The sequence below is a fragment of the Streptomyces tamarix genome (assembly GCF_032423885.1).
Classification (GTDB): Bacteria; Actinomycetota; Actinomycetes; order Streptomycetales; family Streptomycetaceae; genus Streptomyces; species Streptomyces tamarix.
The window spans coordinates 93280-112999 of record NZ_JAWCTQ010000009.1 but is presented as its reverse complement, the minus strand read 5'-3'; the positions used below and the strand labels follow the sequence as shown (position 1 = coordinate 112999).

Here is a 19720-nt window from a genome sequence, read left to right as displayed (position 1 = left end):
GCAGTGACGTCGAGAAGGTGACTCGATGGTGCACGGTGAGAAAACACTGGCCGCAAAGAAAGGCTCGATGATATAGTCCCTTCCACTCCGCAGTAGTGCCCTGAATCCTTTATCGAGGCGTGTGTCGATTATTGCTGAACTTGACCTTCGGGGGTTCGCGTGAGCATGGCCGGGAACGACTTAGAGATCGCGATGGATGAGATATTCGAGGAAACCTCCACCGCCTCGCCGAATCTGACCGGGGGAGTCGCACGGAAGCAATCCGCGCGACTCAGGGAACTCTTTGCGCGCCCCGGGGCGCTGCGCATCGTGGGCGCCCACAACCCGCTCGGCGCGCGACTGGCCGAGCGCGCGGGATTCGACGGCGTGTGGTCCAGCGGGCTGGAGGTGTCCGCCTCCCAGGGGCTCCCGGACACCGACCTGATGACCATGACGGACCTGCTGGCCGTGGCCGGCTCGATGGCCGCCGCGGTGGACATCCCGGTCGTCGCCGACTGCGACGCCGGCTACGGCAACGCCCTGAATGTCATGCACATGATCAGACGGTACGAGGCGGCCGGAGTCGCCGCGGTCTGCATCGAGGACAAGCGGTTCCCCAAGGTCAACAGCTTCATCCCGGGCCGCCAGGTACTGGAGTCCGTCGAGGTGTTCGCCGCGAAGGTGGCCGCGGCCAAGGCCGCGCAGCGCGATCCGAACCTGATGGTGATCGCCCGGACCGAGGCGCTGATCGCGGGCTGGGGCATGGACGAGGCGCTGACGAGGGCGGACGCGTACGCGGCGGCCGGCGCGGACGCGATCCTGATCCACGCCAAAGGGTCCTCCCCGGAGCCGGTCCTGGAGTTCCTCGACCGGTGGAGCGGGCAACTCCCCGTCGTGGTGGTCCCGACCACCTATCACACCATCACCTTCGACGAGCTGGCCGAAGCCGGTGCGAAGCTCGTCATCTACGCCAACCACGGGCTGCGCGCGGGCATCACCGCGGTCAGCGAGGTCTTCGAGGCCATCCTGGACGAGGGCCGCACCACCGGCATCGAGGCCCGCATCGCTCCCCTCGCCACGGTCTTCGACCTCCAGGGCATGGACCGGATCAAGGAGAGCGAGGCCCGCTTCGTCCCCGCGCCGACCGCCCCGCACGCGGCGGTCGTCCTGCCCGCGCCCCCGGGGCCGCCCGACGTGCGTCCCGCCGTCGACGGCCGGGTGGGCGCCCTGCGCGCGCGGGGGGTGCAGACGGTCCTCATCCCGGTCGGCACGGCGGGCCACGACGCCGAGGCCGTCGCCGCCACCGATCCGGGCGGCCACTGCCGGGTCGTGGTGGTGGGCGGGACGGAGCCCCCCGAGGACGGCACGCTGCACCGGCTCCTGACGGAGTCCGCGGACATCGCCACGGCAGGCGACTCGCTCGCCGCCCTGTCCGGCCCGGCCTACAGCGCCCTGCGCGAGGTCGCGGGCAAGCGCATCGCCGACGGGCAACCGGACACGGCCCTGCACGCGCTCATAGGCGACCTGGCCGACACCGGCTGGACCGCGGTCGACGTCACCGCCGCCCGCGCCGGCTCCACCACCGCCGGAGCGGACGCGTGAGCCCTCAGCCCACCCCCGCCCCGCCCGCGCCCCCCGCGACCGGGCTGGACCCCGCCGCCGTCGTACGGGCCTTCCGTCAGGCGGGATTCGGCCCGTTCACCGGTGTCCCCTGCTCGTTCCTCGGCCCCGTCATCAGCTGCCTCCAGCAGGAGGCGCCCGACTCCTACCTCATCGCCAGCAACGAGGGCGAGGCCGTGGCCGTCGCGGCCGGGGCCCGTCTCGCCGGCCGCACCCCCGTGGTGATCCTGCAGAACTCGGGACTCGGCAACACGGTCAACCCCGTCACCTCCCTGCTGCACACCCTGCGCATCCCCGTCCTGCTGCTCGTGACCTGGCGCGGCGAGCCCGGCCGCCCCGACGAGCCGCAGCACGAGCTGATGGGCCGCATCACCCCGGCCCTCCTCGATGCGATGGAGGTCCGCAACGAGCCGTTCCCCGCGCGCGTGGCCGACCTCGACGAGCGGCTCGCCGTGGCCGCGGCGCACATGCGGGACACCGGACTGCCGTTCGCCTTCGTCGTGCCGAAGGGCGCCATCGGCCGTTACGGCGGCGCCCCCGCCCCCGCGGCCGGCCCCGGACTCATGCTGCGGGCCGAAGCCATCGACCGGATCATGCGGGCGCTCGACCCGCGGACCCTGGTGGTCGCCACCACCGGCAAGACCGCGCGGGAACTCGAACGCGACCGGGACCGCCCCGGCAACCTGTACGTCGTCGGCTCCATGGGCTGCGCCTCCAGCGTGGCGCTCGGTGTCGCGCTGCACGCCCCCGGCCGCCCGGTCGCGGTCCTGGACGGCGACGGCGCCGCGCTGATGCGCCTGGAGGCCGTCGTCGGCATCGGCCACCACGCGCCCGCCAACCTGCTGCACGTCGTCCTCGACAACGCCGCCTACGAGTCGACGGGCGCGCAGCCCACGGCCTCGCCCGGTGTGGACCTGACGGCCGTCGCCCTCGCGTGCGGCTACCGGTACGCCCGGGACGTCTCCACCGCGGACGGCCTGGACCGGGCCGTCGGCACGGCCGCGGCGGCCGGACCCGCGATGGTCAGGGTCCGTATCGCGCCCGGCTCCGACCCCGCGCTGGGCCGCCCCGCGCTGGCCCCGCCCGACTCGGCCGCACGCTTCCAGAAGGAGGTCCGTTCATGACGGCGCCCCAGCGGACCGGCCGGCGGCAGGCGGCACCCGCCCACGAGCCGCTGGACGGCCCCGGCGAGACCACCGCCGCGCCGCGGCGCACGGTGCTCATGAACCCCGGACCGGTCGTCGCCGACGAGCGGGTCCGGGCGGCGCTCGGCGGCCCCGACCTGTGCCACCGCGAACCGGAGTTCACGGAGTTGATGAGCCGGGTACGGGACCGCGTCACGCGGATCTGCGGCGGAGGCGACGAGCACACCGCGCTGATCCTCACCGGTTCGGGAACCTCCGCCGTCGAGGCGGCCCTCACCTCGGTGGTGCCGGCCGACGGCGCCCTCCTCACCCTCGACAACGGGCATTACGGCCGCCGCATGCACGACATCGCCGTCGCCCACGGCCTGCGCAGCCACCGCCTGGACTTCGGCTGGACCGTCCCCCTCGACCTGGACGCCGTCGACCGGGCGCTGGCCGCGGACCCCGGACTGAGCCACGTCGCCGTGGTGCACCACGAGACCAGCACCGGCATGCTCAACGACCTCGCCGCCGTCACCCGCGTCGCCCACCGGCACGGCCGCGAAGTGGTCGTCGACGCCGTCAGCAGCGTCGGCGCCGAGGACATCGACCTGGTCAGGGACGGGATCGACTGGCTCGCCGGCTCCGCCAACAAGTGCCTGGAGGGCATGCCCGGCCTCGCCTTCGTCACCGGCCGGCGCGCCGCCTTCGCCGCCCTCGCCGGGCACCCCCGGCGCTCGTACTACCTGGACCTGGCGCGTCACTTCACCGCGCAGGAGACGTCCGGAGCACCCGCCTTCACACCGGCGGTGCCCACCTTCTACGCCTTCGACACGGCCCTCCGACTGGCCCTGCGCGAAGGGGTCCCGGCCCGGCGCGACCGGTACCGCGCGCTCGTCCGCCTCCTGCGGGACGGGCTCGAACGCCTCGGGTTCACCCTCCTGCTGCCACCCGAGCACAGGGCGGTCGGCCTCACCGTCGTCCGACTGCCCCCAGGAGTGTCCTACGACGCGTTGCACGCCCCGCTGAAGGCGGCCGGCTACGTCATCTACGCGGCCCAGGGCCCTCTCGCCGAAGGGCACTTCCGGCTCTCGACGCTGGGCGCACTCACCACGGAGGACATCACGGGATTCCTGGACGCGCTGGCCCGCACACCGGCCGTCGCCAGCACTTTCGAACAGGGAGGAACCAGCCGATGAGCGGCAGCGGAGACGACCGCCGACCCGAGCGCGACCTGCGCGTCAAACAGAACAAACTCGACGAGAACCTGCCGCACGACAGCGAATTGCGCCTCTACCTGGCGGAGAAGGACGAGACGGCCCGTGTGAAGCGGCCCCACAAGGCCCCCTCACTGGTCGACTTCCGCCCGCCCACCGGCACCTTCCCCCGCACGCTCCTGGTCCAACCGCCGATGTGCCTGTACGAAGGCGCGGTCAAACGCGTCATCCCGCCGCTGGGCCTGTGCTACGTCGCGGCGGCCCTGGAACGGGACGGCATCGACGTCGACATCCTCGACTGCATCGTCGAGGGCGTCGACGAGGAGGTGCCGGTCGCCGAGGGCGTCTGGCGGCTCGGCATGTCCGAGGACCGCTTCCGCGCGTACATCGCCGAGCACGACTACGACGTCGTCGGCTTCACCATGATCTACTCCTCCGACCTGCAGAACCTCTACCGGTACGCGCAGATCGTCAAGGAGGTGCGCCCCGGGACCGTCGTCATCGCCGGCGGCCTGCACGCCAGCATCTACACCAAGCGCTTCCTGCGGGACGCCGTCGTCGACGGGGTGCCGACCATCGACTTCGTCCTGCGCGGCGAGGGCGAGATCCGGCTCGGCCCGTTCCTGCGCCACCTCCAGGAGGGGCGCTACGACCGCAACGCCGACGGCCTGGCCGGCTGGCACGACGGCGAGGTGTTCGCCAACCCGCAGCTCGCCCGGATCACCGACCTCGACGCCCTGCCCTTCCCGGCGTACCACAAGGTCCCGTTGGAGCGGTACTTCGAGCACAACGTGCCGTTCTCGCCCTACCCGCGGGGCCATCGGGTGATGCAGATCTACACGTCCCGCGGCTGCCCCGTGGGGTGCACGTTCTGCTCCAGCACCAACTTCTCCAAGGCGTACGTCGCCCGCTCCGTCGACAACGTGATCGCCGAGATGCAGTACTACAAGGACGAGTACGGCATCGACGAGATCCAATTCGCGGACGACAACCTCACGTTCGACAAGAAGCGCGCCATGGAGCTGTTCCAGCGGATGACCCCGCTGAAGCTGCCCTGGTGCACGCCCAACGGGATCATGGTCAACACGCTCAGTCCGCCCCTGGTGGACGCCATGGTCGCGTCCGGCCTTTACCAGATCACCCTGTCCCTCGACAGCGGCAGCGCGGAGACCCTGAAGCAGCAGCACCGCAAACCCGTGGACCTCACGCGGGTCCCCGACCTCATGCACCACCTGCAAAAGCTCGGCGTCCTCATGCACGGCACCCTCGTGGTGGGCATGCCCGGGGAGACCGAGGAGCAGATCGAGGAGGGGTTCCGGTACGTCGAGTCGCTGCCCTTCAACTCCATCAACGTCTTCATCGCGCAGGCCATCCCCGGCTCGGAACTGTTCGAACGCGCGGTGAGCAACGGGACGATCAGCTACGAGGGCGCCCTCCACATCGACACCGCCCGCTCCACGCTGCGGCTGGCCACCATCGCGCCGGACCGGCTGGAGGGGCTCGTCGAGGATTTCCTGGAGCGCTACAACAAGAGCATCTACCTGCGGGACCCCGAGGCGTGGGAGCGCAAGTACGCCCAGCACCGGGAGCGGATGGCGCGCATCTGCGTCGGACGTGCCTCGGCCATCACCTCGAAGATCATCGAGGCAGGCGACGTTGTTCCCTCCTGAAGCGACCGAAGCCCGCGCCCCGGCCACCGGCCCCGGAGCCGGCGGGCCGTTCCGCCTCGCCGTCGTCGGCGGCGGACCCAGCGCCACCTACTGCATGGAACGGCTCTCCATGACCGTCGGCCGACTGGGCCCCGGCGAACGCCTGGAGGTCCACCTCTACGAACGCAGCGGCGAGTTCGGGGCGGGACGCGTCCACAGTTGGTCCCAGCCCGTCACCAGTTTCCTCAACCGCATCACGGGCCAGGTCGGCTTCGCCGCCGACGAAAGCGTGCGGGGCGCGCATCCGCTGCGCGCCCGGGAGGCCCGTCCCACCCTGTACGAATGGTGCCGGCGCCGGTTCGAGGCCACCGGCGACCCCGACTTCGACCTGCGCCCGGAGGACTGGCCGAAGCGCTACGTGCACGGCCTCGCGCTCAAGGAGATGTTCGAGGCGTACGTCGCCGAGCTGCGCGCCCACCCGGGCGTGACGGTCGAACTGCACGCCGTCGAGGTCGTCGACGTGCGGGAGGAGGACGGCGGCCTGGTGGTACTGGCCGCCGACGGCAGCAGCCGCCCCGCCGACCACGTCCTGCTGCTGACCGGCCACTCGCACAACCGAGCGGACAGCAGCGCGCGTACCGAGCGGCTGGCGCGTTTCGCCGAGCGCGGCGACGCCGTGTACGTGCCGTACGCCTACCCGCTCGACGTCATGCTGCCGCAGTCCGTCTCGGGGCCGGACACCGTGGTGGGCTGCGCGGGGCTCGGGCTGACCGCGATCGACGAGATCCTGTACCTCACCGAGGGCCGCGGCGGCATCTTCGCGCCGGACGGTGACGGGGAGCTGCGGTACCGGCCCAGCGGGCAGGAACCCCGGCGCATCGTCGCCTTCAGCGACACCGGGCTGTTCACCTACGCCCGGCCGCACAACCACAAGGAGCGGGACCCCGAGCGCCTGGAACACCGCGGGGTCTTCCTCACGGAGGAGGCCGTCGACCGGCTCCGCGCCTCGGTCGGCAGCCCCGCGGGGCCCGGCGGCACGGGGCGGCGGCAGCTCGACTTCGAGGGCCACGTGCTGCCGGTGGTGATCCTGGAGATGGCCCACGTGCACTACGCCACGCTGTTCGGCCCGGGGGCCGCCGCGTTCGTCGCGTCCCGTGCCGAGCCGCGGTGGCGGCGTTTCCTCGACGGGGCGGTGGCGGGCGGCGCCGACGCCCTGCTCGCGCCGGTGCGCGCCGCCGTGGCGGAGATCGCCGACGGCCTGGACGCGGTGCTGGCGGCCGGGCCGGCGGCCGTACGGGCCCGCGGGTGGCCACCGCGGGAGACGGTGCTGCGCTGGATCCACGTCGTCCACGGCGCCGACGTGGCCGCGCTCGCGGCGGACCGCTACGCGGATCCGGGGGCGCTCGCCGGGCTCCTTCGGGGCCGGACCTCGCCCTGGCACCTGGAGACGAGCCCGCACGGCAACGTCTTCGACTGGGAGCGGACCGTTCACCCGCTGCCGGCCGACGGCCACCCGGATCGGGAGGCGTACCGGGAGGCGCTGCTGGACTTCATGGCGCGCGACCACGCGTGGGCGGCGCAGGGCAACCTCGACAACCCGCACAAGGCCGCCGCCGACGGAGTCTGGCGCGACCTGCGGGGCGTTCTCGCCCACGCCGTGGACGGGGCGGGGCTCACCCCGGATTCGCACCGCGTCTTCCTCGACCGGTACATGCGGCACCACAACAAGCTCGCCAACGGGGCGGCGCTGGAAGTGATGGAGAAGATGCGCGCGCTGATCCGGCACGGGCTGCTGGACGTGGCCACCGGCCCCGGGGCCCGCGTCGAGCCGGACGAGTCGACGGGCCGGTTCCGCGTCGAGGGCCCCCACACCGGGTCGGTCGTCCACGTCGACACCCTGGTCGACGCACGGGTGCACCCCTTCTCACCGGACAAGGACGTGCTGCCCCTGTACCGGAACCTGATGGCCGGTGGACTCGTGCGCCCGTGGCGCAACTCGGCGGCGGACGGCACCTCCTTCGCCCCCGGGGGGCTCGACATCACGCCGCGCTTCCACCCGGTCCGGGCCGACGGCCGGACCGAGGAGCGCCTCACCGTGCTCGGCCCGCCGTCCGAGGGGGTCATGTTCTTCCAGTTGGGCGCGTTGCGCCCGAACCAGAACCACCACGTCATGCAGGACGTCCTCACCTGGCTCGAGGACTTCTGGGAAGCGTGCTCGACGGCACGGGCCGCGCGGCCGAGCGAGGTGGTCACGTGACGCGGGCCGTCGTGGTCCTGGCCGCCGGGGCGAACCGCCGGATGGGGGACGCCGCCCCGGTGCCGAAGGCGCTGCTGCCGCTGGACCCGGGGGACCCGGACTCGCCGACGTTCCTCAGCCGAGGGATCGACCTGTTCCTCGCGACGGGGGCGCAGCGCGTGTTCGTCGTCGTCGGCGAGCCCGCGGCGGAGCGGTTCGCCCCCTGCCTGGGGGAGGGGGTGGAGCTCGTCGCCCTCCCGCGGGAGTCCGCGCCCACCGGGTCCAGCGTCAGCATGTTGGCCGGCCTGGACGCCGTCCTGCGGCACCGTCCGAGGGGGGTGGACACGCTGGTCACGGACGCGGACGTGGTCTACGAACGCGCCCTGCTCGCCCAGTTGCTGGCCCGCTGCGACGCCTCCCGCCTCTTCACGGTCGACCGGGTGACCGGCGACACCGAGGAGGTGTGCGTCTACGGCGCGTCCGAGCACGTGCCGAGGCTCATCGGCAAGGGGATCGGACCCGAGGTGTCACGCGGCCTGGAACTGCTGGGGGAGAGTCTCGGGATGATCCACCTCGCCGCCGGGGACGTGCGTCCCTGCGCGGAGCTGACGCGGTGGATGGTCGGCGACCCGCCTTCCCGGCCTGCCTACGGCTACAGCCGTCGCCTGTCCGAGCACGAGGAGGTCTGGCAGTACCTCTTCGGGCTGTCCCGGCTCGGTGTCGCGCGGCTGCCGGGCTCCCTGCTGTTCTCCGAGTGCGATTTCCCGGAGGACTACCGGCGGATCACCGAGGTGCTCTACCCGGCCATCCGGGAGCGCGACGCGGCGCTCTCTCCCGCCGGCTGACGGCGGGCCGCCGCCCGTTGCCGTCCCGCCGGCCGCGCCGGGTCCCCGGCGCGGGGCCCGGTGTGTGGCCGAAGGCGCGGCGGAAGACGTCGATGAACGCGCTCGCCGAGGACCGGCCGCACCGGTGCGCCACCACCGTCACCGGTGCGTCCCCGGCGGGCAGCACCAGGGCGTGGGGGAGCCGCAGTGGGGTGCGCCACTGCGGGAACGTCATGCCGAGGTCGGCCCTGAACAGCCGTGACGGCGTGCGGTCACCGGCACCGACCCGCCTGCCCAGGGCCGCCGCGGCGTCGCTCAGGACGCCAGCCGTTCCGGGGAGCGGTGGGTGGGGCCGGCGGGCCCGACGGCGCGTTCGGCTCCGCTGATCTCGGCCCACACCGCGTCGAGGGAGAGGCCGAGGACGTCGGCGATCGCCGCGATGGTCGGGAAGGCGGGGGTGGCCACGCGGCCTGTCTCGATCTTCCGGAGAGTCTCCGGCGAGATGCCTGCGGCGAGCGCGGTGTCGAGCATCGAACGCTCTCCCCTGGCCCGGCGCAGGAGGGCGCCGAGCCGCTGTCCGCGTTCGACCTCTTCGGGAGTGAGCGGCAACCTGACCATGGCGCGAATTCTATACCGGTACAGTAAGGCCGGTATAGTTATTGGGCCCGCGAGAAGGACGCCACATGATCGAGATCCTGAACCCCACCCTGCTGTCCCGGGCGAGGGACACCGGCGCCCTGGTCGCCGACATCCTGCAGACGGTGAAGAGCCGCAGCACGGTCGGCACGAACCTGTTGGACATCGACCGGTGGGCCAAGGAGATGATCGTCGAGGCGGGAGCCACCTCCTGTTACGTCGACTACGCCCCGTCCTTCGGGCGCGGCCCGTTCGGCCACTACATCTGCACCGCCGTCAACGACGCGGTCCTGCACGGGCGTCCGTACGACTATCCGCTCGCCGACGGTGACCTGCTGACCCTCGACCTTGCCGTCTCCCTCGGCGGAGTCGCCGCCGACGCCGCCATCAGCTTCATCGTGGGCGACACGAGACCTGCGGAGAGCGTCGCCCTGATCAACGCGACCGAACGCGCGCTGGCCGCGGGGATCGCCGTCGCCGGGCCCGGGGCGCGAATCGGTGACATCGCCCACGCCATCGGCACGGTCCTCTCCCGAGCGGGGTACTCGATCAACACCGAGTTCGGCGGTCACGGCATCGGCTCGACGATGCACCAGGATCCGCACGTCCCGAACACGGGACGGCCCGGCCGCGGCTACACACTGCGCCCCGGACTGCTGCTGGCTCTGGAGCCATGGGTGATGGCGGACACCGCCCGACTCGTCACCGACGCCGACGGCTGGACCCTCCGCAGCGCCACCGGCTGCAGGACGGCGCACAGCGAGCACACGATCGCCATCACCGAGGACGGAGCGGAGGTCCTCACCCTGCCGAAGCAAGCACGGGCGTGAGACCGAACGCCGTCCTGCCGGCGCGCAACGCCTACGAGGTGGTCCCCACCACTTCCAGATCGCGGTCCGTCAAGACCAGACGGTCCCGCTCCAGCCGCGTCTCGTAGCCGATGTCGTCCCCAGCCGTCGCACAGTGGTGCCGGCCCGCGAAGCCCTCGCCGTCTTCGGCCCGGCGGAACCCCCGGGCCGGCACCACGGACCCGAACGGCGCGGTGAGCCAGGAGCGTCCGTGAACAGCGTGCCCGTACGATGGCGGCTGTGACCGGCAGCATGCGACCGAGCCGCCGCCCCGTCGGGCGGCTGTTCGCGCTGCTCGTGCTGGCGGTGCTGGCCGGTGTGCTGGGCATGCACGCCCTGCCCCCGGGCGGGGCTCCCGTGCCGGAGCACGCCATGGCCACGGCTCACGTTCCGGCCGCCGAGCACGCGACCGGAGCGTGCTCGCACGGCGACGGAGGCACCGGACACCTCGCGCACGCGGACGGTACCTGTGCGGCGGCCGGTGTCGGCTCCGCGTACGTGCCGCCCGCGCTGGCCGGTGCCCTGCCCGACGCCCCGGCTGCGACGGCGGCCCGGCTGTCGGCCCTCCCGGCGTCAGCCGTGCGGGTACGGGCGCCGCCTGACCTTTCCGAGCTGCAACTCCTGCGGGTGTAGAGCGGCCCGCACGGCACCCCCGCACGCCCCGGCCGAGGCGGGTGCCGCGCTTCCGCCTGTTCTCACACCCACCTGTGTTCCGAGCGCCCAAACGTGCGCGCGAAGAGGAGTTGCACCCCCATGACCAGTAAGCGTTCCCTCGTCCGTCGCGGCGCCGCCGTGGCCGCCGCCGGCACGGCCGCTCTCGTTCTGGCGGCCTGCGGCGGCAGCGGCGACGACCCGGCCGGACACGACGGGCACACCAGCACGTCGGCTTCCGCCACCGCTTCGGCGTCCGCGTCGCAGGGCCGGCACAACGCCGCCGACGTCGCCTTCGCCCAGGGGATGATCCCCCACCACCGCCAGGCCGTCGAGATGGCCGAGCTGGCCCCCGACCGGGCGCGGTCGACCGAGGTGAAGAGGCTCGCCGCGGACATCAAGAAGGCCCAGGACCCGGAGATCAGGACCCTGTCCGGCTGGCTGGCCTCCTGGGGCGAGGAGGTGCCTGCCGAAGGCGCCGTGGACCACTCCGTGCACGGCGCCGGCGGCATGATGACCGCCGAGGACATGGAGAAGCTGGAGAAGGCGTCGGGTGCCGCGTTCGACACCGCCTTCATGGAGATGATGATCGAGCACCACGAGGGCGCCGTGGCCATGGCGAAGACCGAACAGGCTGACGGGTCCCACGCGCCGGCCAAGGAGATGGCCGGGCGGATCATCAGCTCTCAGACGGCCGAGATCGAGAAGATGAACGAGCTGCTCGGCAGGGGCTGACCACACCACCCTCACGGGCAGGGGCGGCACCCGCAGGTGGCCGCTCCTGCCCGTGGCGTGTCGCACCGGCGTGCGGGCGGCCAGGCGCGACCGCCCGGCGCGACGCACCGCCCGGCGTCGGCGCGGTGCGGGAGCCCCGTCGCAGCGCCTCGGCGGCGGACTTCGGATCGCGGAGGAGTCCGGCGGTGACGCGTGCGTCCCGTCGGCACTCCCACCGCGCGGCGGCCTGCCGCACCACGGGGTCCGGGCCGGCCGGCAGCGCCGACCGCTCGCCCGCCGGCAGCGTCTTCCCTGCGCGCGCCGCGCTCCGGCACACTGCCGGACTCGCGGTGCGCGGCCGGCGAGGCCGCGAACGACGGCACCAGGTGGGGCGGGGCCGGCAGGGCGGCCCGTACGGAGGGGTCGGGGTCGTCGAGCAGGCGGGCGCACACGTCGTCCGGCAGCGGCGCGACCGTCGTACGGGGGGTGCGCCATTCGGGTCCGTGAGCGAGAGCGGCCCGTACCCCGGGGGAGGGGCCGTCGGCGAGCCGGGCCCGCTGCTCCCGGGGCGGTGGCCGTCCCGCTCCGGCTCCGCCGCCCACCCGGCGGGCAGGGCTGGGCTGTCCACGGCGTCGAAAGCGCGTGCACTTCAGGACATTGACCGACTGGCCGGCGGCCGGAGGCGACTCCGGCCGGTCACGTCGGCCGACCCGGTCCTCCGCGCGCACGCGTCGGCGATGCGTGGCAACGACTCCCCAGGTCGGCTCGGTGTCGGCTCTCAGCAGCCGTCACCCGTGGAGCTGTTGCAAGCGTTTCATCTCGAACAATGGCCTGTGAACTGGGCGATCTACTTGATCGCTTGACTACGTCTGAAAAAACCTTCATGAGATTGCGCAAGAAGCGTGAGTGTCACAAGGATGGGCGCCCGTCAGGGCCTGACAGACCTTGCCGTCACCATCCGAAAGGACGTTTCCCATGGACCGCACCCGTCCTCGAATCCGCCAGCGCCTGGGTTTCGCAGCGGTGTTCGCCCTGCTCCTCGGGGCGCTCGTGACTCCGCCGGCGCTGGCCGCACCGGCCGCAGGAGCGAACCAGAACTCAGTGGTGGCGACGTTCAACGTCACCGCGCACACGCAGTGGGGCCAGCAGGTCTACGTGACCGGCAACCGCCCGGAGCTCGGGTCGTGGAACCCGGACAAGGCGGTACCGCTCTCCTCGGCCTCCTACCCCACCTGGTCGGCGACCGTGCTCCTGCCGGCCGACACCAAGGTGGAGTACAAGTACGTCATCAAGGCCGTCAACGCCCCCGTCATATGGGAGAGCGGCCCCAACCGCACCACCGTCACCCCGCCGACGGGCACCTACATCACGAACGAGACATTCCGTAACTGACCGCCCGCGGGCGAGGGCCGGACGGGCGCACCGTCCGGCCCTCCACGGGGCCCTACGGCAACGGGTGCCGCGTTCACCACCGTGTCGAAGGCAACGCGGTGGTCCTGTGCCTCGCCCCCCGGTCACGGGCGGGGGGCCGGGAACCAGCGGTTGCCGGGCTGCTCAGGGCAGGATCGAGTCGACGTAGCCGCCATCGACGCGCAGGGCGCCGCCGGTCGTCGCGGACGCGTGGGGCGAGGCGAGGTAGACGACCATGTGGGCGATCTCCTCGGGCTCGATGAGGCGCTGGATCAGGGACTGCGGGCGATGCTTGATCATGAACTCGCGCTGCGCCTCGTCCCAGGGCAGCTCGTTGCCGACCAGCTCCCGCACGAAGTCCTCGACGCCGCCGGTGTGCGTCGGGCCGGCGATGACGGAGTTGACGGTCACGCCCGTGCCGGCCGCCTCCTTGGCGAAGCCGCGGCTGACGGCGAGCAGCGAGGTCTTGGTCATGCCGTAGTGGATCATCTCGGCGGGGGTGACCACGGCCGAGTCACTGGCGAGGTTGAGGACGCGGCCCCAGCCCCGCTCCGTCATGTCGGGCAGGTAGGCGCGGATGAGCCGGACGGCGGAGAGGACGTTCACCTCGAAGTAGCGGCGCCACTCGGCGTCGTCGATCTCCAGCGGGGCGGCGGAGCCGAAGATGCCGAGGTTGTTGACCAGGATGTCGACCGTGGGAACGGCCTCCAGTACGGCCGCGGCGCCCTCCTCGGTCGCCAGGTCGCCCGCGGCGGCGATGACGTCGCCGCCGGAGTCGGCACGCACCCGGTCCACCGCGTCCGCGACGCGCTCCGCGCCCCGGCCGTTGACGGCGACCCGGGCTCCGGCGCGGGAGAGGCCGACGGCGATGGCGTGTCCGATGCCCTGGGTGGAGCCGGTGACCAGGGCGGTGCGGCCGGAAAGGTCGATCTGCACGATGTCCTCCTCGTCGGGGGTGGGCGGCTGTACACCGGTGCCGATGTACGTCGACGCCGGTGCACGGCAGGGTGTCCCGAGTGCTCGTTCCCGTGACACGAGGGGCGGGCGCTCGGGGCGGTGGTCAGTTCAGGGTGTCGGGGTTCGGGCCGGTGCGCAGCCCGCGGTCCCGTCGCATCGAGCCGGGGCGGTTCGCCCCGCCGTTCGTGCGCTCGCCCACCGGTTCATGGAACCGGAGGGGGCCGATGCCGAGACCGTCCACCTTGATCGTGGCGTACCGCGGCTTCGCGTTCGACAGCCCTTGGGAGTCACCGGACGGGAGACGCTGCTCATGGTCCCCCGCGGCGACGGGTTCACGTCCGGTCAGAGCGTGGTGGAACGCGACCGGGGCGTCCGGATCCGAGGCCGGGATCCTGAGGGGGGCGGCCCGGGTGAGGTTCATGGGGGTACTGGCGACAGCCGCGATCCTTCCTCCATCGCCTGCGGTCTGCGGACGCGGACCACTGCGCAGGCCGGGTGTCCATGGCCCTTCCGGGGGTCATTATCCCGGTTTCGGGGGAGTGGGAAACTTTCGTCCCGCTTCCTGTGTGCGACCGTCGGTTTCCAGCCTCCAGATGTCGTTGCGGTCGGACACGGCGGGTGTGCCCGGCGGCCACCTCGGTGACGAACGTTCGGGCGGCGTGCGGCCGGGACGTTCCGCGCGAGGCGATCTCGCCGTTCTCGCGCGCCGGTGCGGCGGGCTGCCGCTGTGGCTGGAACGCCGGACCGGGAGGCCCTGGCCTTCCTGGAACGGGAGCACGGGACGGGGGCGCCGCACCCCACGGCCGTGATGGTCTCCGTGACGGTGGGGCGGATGCCTGGCGGTGAACTGGATCCGGCGAGGTCGGGAAGAAGTCGGGAACGGGGGCATCCGTGCTGTTTTGTGACGGCGCTGCCGGTGATCCTCACGCAAGCCGGTCGTGCCGTGCGGGACGATCGTGGCAGTGGTGAGGTGCGGGGCGGCTGCTCGCGTGTCCTCCGGAGGGGTGACGGGCAGGCCGCCCCTCCTCGAACCGACGTTGAGGACGTACGGGAACGCGGTGCTTTCGGGGCAGGGGCGCGGTCGCTGCGAGATCGGCAAACTTCTCCGGTTGCCCGTCCCTTCATGTGTCATGCGTGTCACTCAAGTCACAGGTGACAGCGCATCCGTGCAAGTCGCAACTAAATGTGAGAGCTACCTGGAAACGTTCGCCCAAGACGGGCGATTTGCCGTCCCTTCGCAGGAAGTTCCTTGCGAAAACCATGAATTGACGGCGCGTTAGGTAAGTAACGCTGCGTGTTCTTGTTCATGGAATCCACGGTTCCGTAGGGGCTTCAGAAAGAATGCGAAGGCGCATCGGCTGGTGCGCCTTCGTTCTGCGCGAGCTGCCTGGACTGCTTGTGTTGGGCTCGGGGGCTGCGCTTCTTCACAGAGGGGGATGCACGTGCGACGTGTGCGTTTGACGGTGGCGGCGACGGTGGCGGGGGCCGCCTTGTCCTTGCTGGGAACGGGGACGGCCTCGGCGGGTACGGGGCCGGCACCCACGCCGCAGCAGCGGGAGGCCACCGAGGCGGCGGGTACGGCGGGCACGGAAGCCGGCAACCCGGCCAGCGCCGTCGCCGCCGCGACGGGGGTGTGTTCGGACGCCTACCAGATCGGCGCGACCGAGTACATCTACCGGGGCAGCGAGAAGATCGCCTCGGTCAAGCAGTTCTACTCGCCCGGTTGTGACAAGAACTACGGCTACGTGTGGGCCTGGAAGTCCTTCCTGGACAAGAACATCACGTTCGACCTGACGGTGGGGGTGTGGTCATTCGACCGCAACGCCCTGGTGGGCCGGAAGGACGCCTTCGACACCCACGCCCAGGAGTTCTGGAGCAACGGCGCCGACACCGTCGACGAGTGCACCTCGGCCGACGGCACCCTCAGCATCACGGGCGAGGCCACCTACCACGCGCGTACCGAACGCCGCTGCTGACAGACGTCGACCACCCCATCGTCATCACCTCGGGGAAAGGGCGGGGCGGCACCCCGGCACGGGTGCCGTCCCTCCAGGCCCTGCTCCTCTGACATCCACGCATCGGAGAGACCTTCGTGAATTCTCGCATGCCCGAAACCCGGCGCCGCAGACACTGGCTGTCGCTCACGATCCTCGCCACGACCGCCATGATGACCACGGCCATCCCGGCCAATGCCACACCGCGTCCCGCTGCGGCGCCGGCCACCACCAAGGCAACGCCCACACCGCTGGGCACCACCAAGGCGCCGGCCAGCTCCCCGGTCAAGGCGGCCGAGACCGACGGACCACTGGTGAAGTCGGCAGCCGTCGAACCGGGCGTCTACGCCCTGGGCGTCGGCCAGGTGCCGTGGTCGGAGTTCTTCACCGCCCAACTGTCCGACGGCGTCAGCGCCCAGGTCAACTACGGCAGCGGCAACCTGCTGTTGACCGTCGACGGCTTCGACATCGCCGACGCCGGGCCCGGGCTGGCCTACGGCAACGCCTTCAACAGCCTCAACCAGGCGGGTTGGAACGCCACCACCGGCACCGACTACCGCGTCAACGAGGCCACCCCCAACGCCGTCGTCGTCGAGGGACCGTCCGGCACCATGGCGGTCTTCGCCCGCGACGGTGCGGGTTTCACCCCGGCCAAGGGCTACAAGCAGGACCTGACCGAGGCGGACGACAAGAAGTCCTTCACCCTCACCAGCCGTCGCACAGGAGAGAAGACCACCTTCACCCGCTCCGGCACCACCGGGGACGCGCGCGTGACGAAGGTGGAGGACAAGAACGGCAACGCCACCACCATCGCCTACTCCGGCGCCTTCACCTCCAGGATCACCTCGGCTTCCGGGCGCACGCTGACCTTCGCCAACGACGGCGAGCACATCACGAAGGTCACCGACGAAACCGGACGGTCGATCAGCTACACCTACACCGGTGACCTGATCAAGACGTTCACCGACACCGCCGGCAAGACCACCGTCTTCGACTACGACGCCTCCCACCGCCTGACCAGGGTGACCACAGCAGAAGGGCGGCAGACCAGGTTCACCTGGGACAGCACCAAGGTCGCCTCCCTCACCCGCGTCGTGAACAACGCCACCGGAGCGGGCAACACCACCGCCTTCCGCTGGATCCTGCCCGCCAACAACACCAACGCCGAAGGGGTCGTGCGGATCACCGACCCCCGCGGCAAGCACACCCTCAAGACCGTCGACGGCTACTGGCGCACCAAGAAGACCGAGGACCCCCTCGGCCACACCCGCTCGACGTCCTGGGGCCCGGACAACGACGTCGTCACCGCCACCGACGCCATGGGTGCCACCCCGGAGGACGGCAACGTCACCAAGTTCGAGTACGACTCGGTCTTCAACCCCACCACCGCCACCCTCCCGACCGGGGCGACGGCGACGGCGACGTGGGTGAAGAAGGGCAGCGGCTACTTCCCCGAGACGCTGACCTCCGCTTCGGCGGAGAAGACCGCCAACAGCTACGACGACTCGGGCAACCTGCTCACCTCGCAGGACTCCACCTCCGGTGGCACCGCCGCGAAGTGGACCTACACCTACAACCCCAAGACCGGTGAGATGGACTGCGGCGGCCTGCCCGGCCAGCGCTGCACCGCCACCGACCCGCGGGGCAAGAAGACCGGCTACACCTACGACGCCGAGGGCAACCTGACCAAGGTCACCCCGCCCAGCCCCCTCAACCCGATCACCTACACCTACGATGCCCTCGGCCGGCAGAAGACGATGACCGACGGCCGCGGCACCACCACGACCTACACCTACGACGACCGCGACCGCATCAAGACCCGGACCGCCGGCTCGGCGACCGCCGCCTTCACCTACGACGGTGACGGCAACCTCACCACCCGCACCACCCCGGCCGGCACGTCGACGTTCACCTACGACGAGCAGAACCGCGAACGCACCCGCACCCTGCCCGGCACCCCGGCCACATCCATCGCCTACGACGCGACGGGGAACGTGGCGAGCGCCACCGACGCCGGCGGCACCGTCACCTACGGCTACGACGACGCCAACCAGCTCACCTCGGTCACCGAACCCGGCGGCGCCAAAACGTCGTTCGAGTACGACAACAACGGCAAGCGCACCAAGACGACCTTCCCCGGCGGCATCACCCAGACCGTCACCCCCGACGACTCCAGCCGCCCCACCAAGATCGAAGTGAAGTCCGGCACCGCGACCCTGTCGTCGATCTCCTACGACTACAGCAACAGCGGCAAGGACACCGACAAGATCCGCAAGCGCACCGTCGACGGCGCCACCACCACCTACACCTACGACACCCTCGGTCGCCTCACCAAAGCCGTGGAGACCAAGAACGGCTCCACCACGGCCGGCTGGGCCTACTGCTACGACAAGGCCGGAAACCGCACCGCCGGCTCCACCGGCACGTCCCTCCCGACCTGCGACGACGCCCAGCACACCTACACCTACGACGACGCCGGTCAACTGACCGCCTACGACGGTGACTCCGGCTTCGCCTACGACGGCGCCGGCAACGAGACCAGCGCCGCCGGCCCCACCGGCACCCGCACCAACGCGACCTGGACCCCCTTCACCCAGCTCGCCGCCTACACCCACTCCGGCACCACCACCGAGCAGGTCTACGCCGGCACCGACAACACCCAGCGCCTCACCCGCGACAACACCACCTTCACCAACGCCGCCGTCGGCATCACCGGCCAGAGCGTCTCCGGCGCGGCCACCGGTTTCGTCCGCGAGCCCTCGGGCACCTTGATAGCCATGCGAAGCGGGGGAAGCAGCCAGTACTACCTCACCGACGCCCAGAACTCCGTCATCGGCCTGGTCGACACCGCCGGCAAGCGCACCGCCGCCTACGCCTACGGCCCCTACGGCGAGCCGCGCACCCACACCGGCACCCAGCAGCCCTTCCGCTACACCGGTGCCTACCTCGACCCCTCGGGGCTGTACAAGATGGGCGCCCGCTACTACGACCCCCACCTCGGACGCTTCACCCAGCCCGACCCCAGCGGCCAGGAGAACAACCCCTACCTCTACGCCACCGGCGACCCCGTCAACAACACCGACCCCACGGGGCTCCTCAGCATCGATGGCATCGGCAATGCCCTCGGCATCGGCGGCATCCTCTACTCCGGCCTGACCGAAGGCGCGGACGCGGCCGAGGCGGCCACGGCCGCGATGATCGCGGAGGTCGGCATCACCGGCCTGTGCGTGGCGGGAGCAGCGGCCTTCACCACGGTGGGAGCCGCAGCCGCAACACCCTACTGCATGGCCATCGGCGCAGCCGCAGCCACGTACGTGGGTGCCACCTACCAGAACGATCTGAGCTGACGCGATGAGGGCCGGGGTTCGGCCCCGGCCCTCATGACAGGGGACAGGAGACAGGAAAATGATCCAGCCAGGACGCGAGAAGACCATCGCACCGCTCGGCCTCCTGCAGGTCGTCTGCGGACTGCTGCTCGTCACACTGTTCAACCAAGCTTCTGTCGCACTCGGCTGTGGTCTGCTGCTCCTGGCGTCGGGATGCGTTTCACTGGTCCTTGCGTACGTGAGCATGAGGAAGGCCCGACGATGAGCACCGGCGCCCCGATGCCTCTGGAGTCCTCGGAGGCCGGCGTCCTCTTCGTGATCCTTTTCGTCATCATCGTGGTGCCCCTCATCGCATGGTTCCTGTACCGCAGGTAGGGACAAGGGCGCCCCGGTCCCGTCTTCGGGTAGGGATGAGGGCGGCCCCCGCCCCGTCCCCCTCCGCCCCGGTCTGACCCGCCCACCGGGTCGGGCCGGGGCCGGGGCGGACCGCCATTCCGCAACCGCCCCGCCCATCGGTCACGGGGGAGGGGCGACG

16 protein-coding genes and 1 pseudogene are annotated in these 19720 nt (G+C 71.4%); 13 read left to right on the top strand and 4 right to left on the bottom strand.

Annotation, left to right across the window (positions count from 1 at the left end):
• The first annotated feature begins 165 nt into the window (after positions 1-165).
• From RND61_RS10070 to RND61_RS10045, 6 genes are read left to right on the top strand one after another with little or no spacing between them, the layout of a single operon-like run.
• Complete coding sequence (locus RND61_RS10070; protein ID WP_315877495.1) at positions 166-1581, top strand: isocitrate lyase/phosphoenolpyruvate mutase family protein; 1416 nt, start codon at positions 166-168, stop codon at positions 1579-1581.
• Positions 1578-2723 (top strand): phosphonopyruvate decarboxylase, encoded by a 1146-nt coding sequence (gene aepY / locus RND61_RS10065; RefSeq protein ID WP_315877494.1) that lies wholly within the window; start codon positions 1578-1580, stop codon positions 2721-2723. The genes RND61_RS10070 and aepY overlap by 4 nt, the downstream gene beginning before the upstream one ends.
• Positions 2720-3922: a pyridoxal-phosphate-dependent aminotransferase family protein gene (locus RND61_RS10060; RefSeq protein WP_315877493.1), complete on the top strand. Its 1203-nt coding sequence runs from the start codon at positions 2720-2722 to the stop codon at positions 3920-3922. The genes aepY and RND61_RS10060 overlap by 4 nt, the downstream gene beginning before the upstream one ends.
• Positions 3919-5610 (top strand): Sden_1168 family B12-binding radical SAM P-methyltransferase, encoded by a 1692-nt coding sequence (locus RND61_RS10055; RefSeq protein WP_315877492.1) that lies wholly within the window; start codon positions 3919-3921, stop codon positions 5608-5610. Before RND61_RS10060 ends, RND61_RS10055 begins: the two co-directional genes overlap by 4 nt.
• Entirely contained in the window at positions 5597-7846 is a 2250-nt protein-coding gene (locus RND61_RS10050) for an FAD/NAD(P)-binding protein (protein ID WP_315877491.1), read from the top strand. Before RND61_RS10055 ends, RND61_RS10050 begins: the two co-directional genes overlap by 14 nt.
• A complete protein-coding gene (locus tag RND61_RS10045; RefSeq protein ID WP_315877490.1) occupies positions 7843-8670 on the top strand; it encodes an Sden_1164 family protein in 828 nt (275 codons plus the stop codon). The genes RND61_RS10050 and RND61_RS10045 overlap by 4 nt, the downstream gene beginning before the upstream one ends.
• On the opposite strand, the pseudogene RND61_RS10040 reads toward RND61_RS10045, so the two are convergent.
• Positions 8609-8953, bottom strand: a pseudogene (locus RND61_RS10040) (helix-turn-helix transcriptional regulator); the annotation flags it as partial. The gene RND61_RS10045 and the pseudogene RND61_RS10040 sit on opposite strands and share 62 nt — an antisense overlap.
• An 11-nt stretch (positions 8954-8964) precedes the next feature.
• Entirely contained in the window at positions 8965-9267 is a 303-nt protein-coding gene (locus RND61_RS10035) for a helix-turn-helix domain-containing protein (RefSeq protein WP_315877489.1), read from the bottom strand.
• Positions 9268-9332: 65 nt separating this feature from the next.
• On the opposite strand from RND61_RS10035, the gene map reads away from it, so the two are divergent.
• The 4 genes from map (at position 9333) to RND61_RS10015 (ending at position 12890) form a co-directional block, all read left to right on the top strand.
• A complete protein-coding gene (map, locus tag RND61_RS10030) occupies positions 9333-10115 on the top strand; it encodes a type I methionyl aminopeptidase (RefSeq protein ID WP_315877488.1) in 783 nt (260 codons plus the stop codon).
• Positions 10116-10373: 258 nt separating this feature from the next.
• The gene (locus RND61_RS10025; RefSeq protein WP_391653191.1) at positions 10374-10766 is read left to right on the top strand and encodes a DUF6153 family protein; all 393 of its coding nucleotides are present in this window, start codon (positions 10374-10376) and stop codon (positions 10764-10766) included.
• Positions 10767-10886: 120 nt separating this feature from the next.
• A complete protein-coding gene (locus tag RND61_RS10020) occupies positions 10887-11519 on the top strand; it encodes a DUF305 domain-containing protein (protein WP_315877486.1) in 633 nt (210 codons plus the stop codon).
• Positions 11520-12473: 954 nt separating this feature from the next.
• Positions 12474-12890, top strand: a complete 417-nt coding sequence (locus RND61_RS10015; RefSeq protein WP_315877485.1) for a CBM20 domain-containing protein — start codon at positions 12474-12476, stop codon at positions 12888-12890.
• A 162-nt stretch (positions 12891-13052) separates the two neighbouring features.
• Here the strand turns inward: RND61_RS10015 and RND61_RS10010 are convergent, their stop codons facing one another.
• The gene (locus RND61_RS10010) at positions 13053-13844 is read right to left on the bottom strand and encodes an SDR family NAD(P)-dependent oxidoreductase (protein WP_315877484.1); all 792 of its coding nucleotides are present in this window, start codon (positions 13842-13844) and stop codon (positions 13053-13055) included.
• Between the two features lie 124 nt (positions 13845-13968).
• On the bottom strand, positions 13969-14286 hold the full coding sequence (locus RND61_RS10005; RefSeq protein ID WP_315877483.1) for a hypothetical protein: 318 nt from the start codon (positions 14284-14286) through the stop codon (positions 13969-13971).
• A gap of 1069 nt (positions 14287-15355) precedes the next feature.
• On the opposite strand from RND61_RS10005, the gene RND61_RS10000 reads away from it, so the two are divergent.
• From RND61_RS10000 to RND61_RS09990, 3 genes are all read left to right on the top strand, one after another.
• Complete coding sequence (locus RND61_RS10000; protein WP_315877482.1) at positions 15356-15841, top strand: hypothetical protein; 486 nt, start codon at positions 15356-15358, stop codon at positions 15839-15841.
• A 128-nt stretch (positions 15842-15969) separates the two neighbouring features.
• A complete protein-coding gene (locus RND61_RS09995) occupies positions 15970-19206 on the top strand; it encodes an RHS repeat-associated core domain-containing protein (protein ID WP_315877481.1) in 3237 nt (1078 codons plus the stop codon).
• A 58-nt stretch (positions 19207-19264) separates the two neighbouring features.
• Entirely contained in the window at positions 19265-19450 is a 186-nt protein-coding gene (locus RND61_RS09990; protein ID WP_315877480.1) for a hypothetical protein, read from the top strand.
• The last annotated feature ends 270 nt before the right edge of the window (positions 19451-19720 follow it).

Excerpts from the sequence above, each read along its gene's own strand:
- RND61_RS10070 (WP_315877495.1), top strand. The coding sequence starts at position 166 with ATGGCCGGGAACGACTTAGAGATCGCGATGGATGAGATATTCGAGGAA.
- RND61_RS10020 (WP_315877486.1), top strand. The coding sequence starts at position 10,887 with ATGACCAGTAAGCGTTCCCTCGTCCGTCGCGGCGCCGCCGTGGCCGCC.
- RND61_RS10060 (WP_315877493.1), top strand. The coding sequence starts at position 2,720 with ATGACGGCGCCCCAGCGGACCGGCCGGCGGCAGGCGGCACCCGCCCAC.
- RND61_RS10005 (WP_315877483.1), bottom strand. The coding sequence starts at position 14,286 with ATGAACCTCACCCGGGCCGCCCCCCTCAGGATCCCGGCCTCGGATCCG.
- RND61_RS09990 (WP_315877480.1), top strand. The coding sequence starts at position 19,265 with ATGATCCAGCCAGGACGCGAGAAGACCATCGCACCGCTCGGCCTCCTG.
- RND61_RS10055 (WP_315877492.1), top strand. The coding sequence starts at position 3,919 with ATGAGCGGCAGCGGAGACGACCGCCGACCCGAGCGCGACCTGCGCGTC.
- RND61_RS09995 (WP_315877481.1), top strand. The coding sequence starts at position 15,970 with ATGCCCGAAACCCGGCGCCGCAGACACTGGCTGTCGCTCACGATCCTC.
- map (WP_315877488.1), top strand. The coding sequence starts at position 9,333 with ATGATCGAGATCCTGAACCCCACCCTGCTGTCCCGGGCGAGGGACACC.
- RND61_RS10015 (WP_315877485.1), top strand. The coding sequence starts at position 12,474 with ATGGACCGCACCCGTCCTCGAATCCGCCAGCGCCTGGGTTTCGCAGCG.
- RND61_RS10035 (WP_315877489.1), bottom strand. The coding sequence starts at position 9,267 with ATGGTCAGGTTGCCGCTCACTCCCGAAGAGGTCGAACGCGGACAGCGG.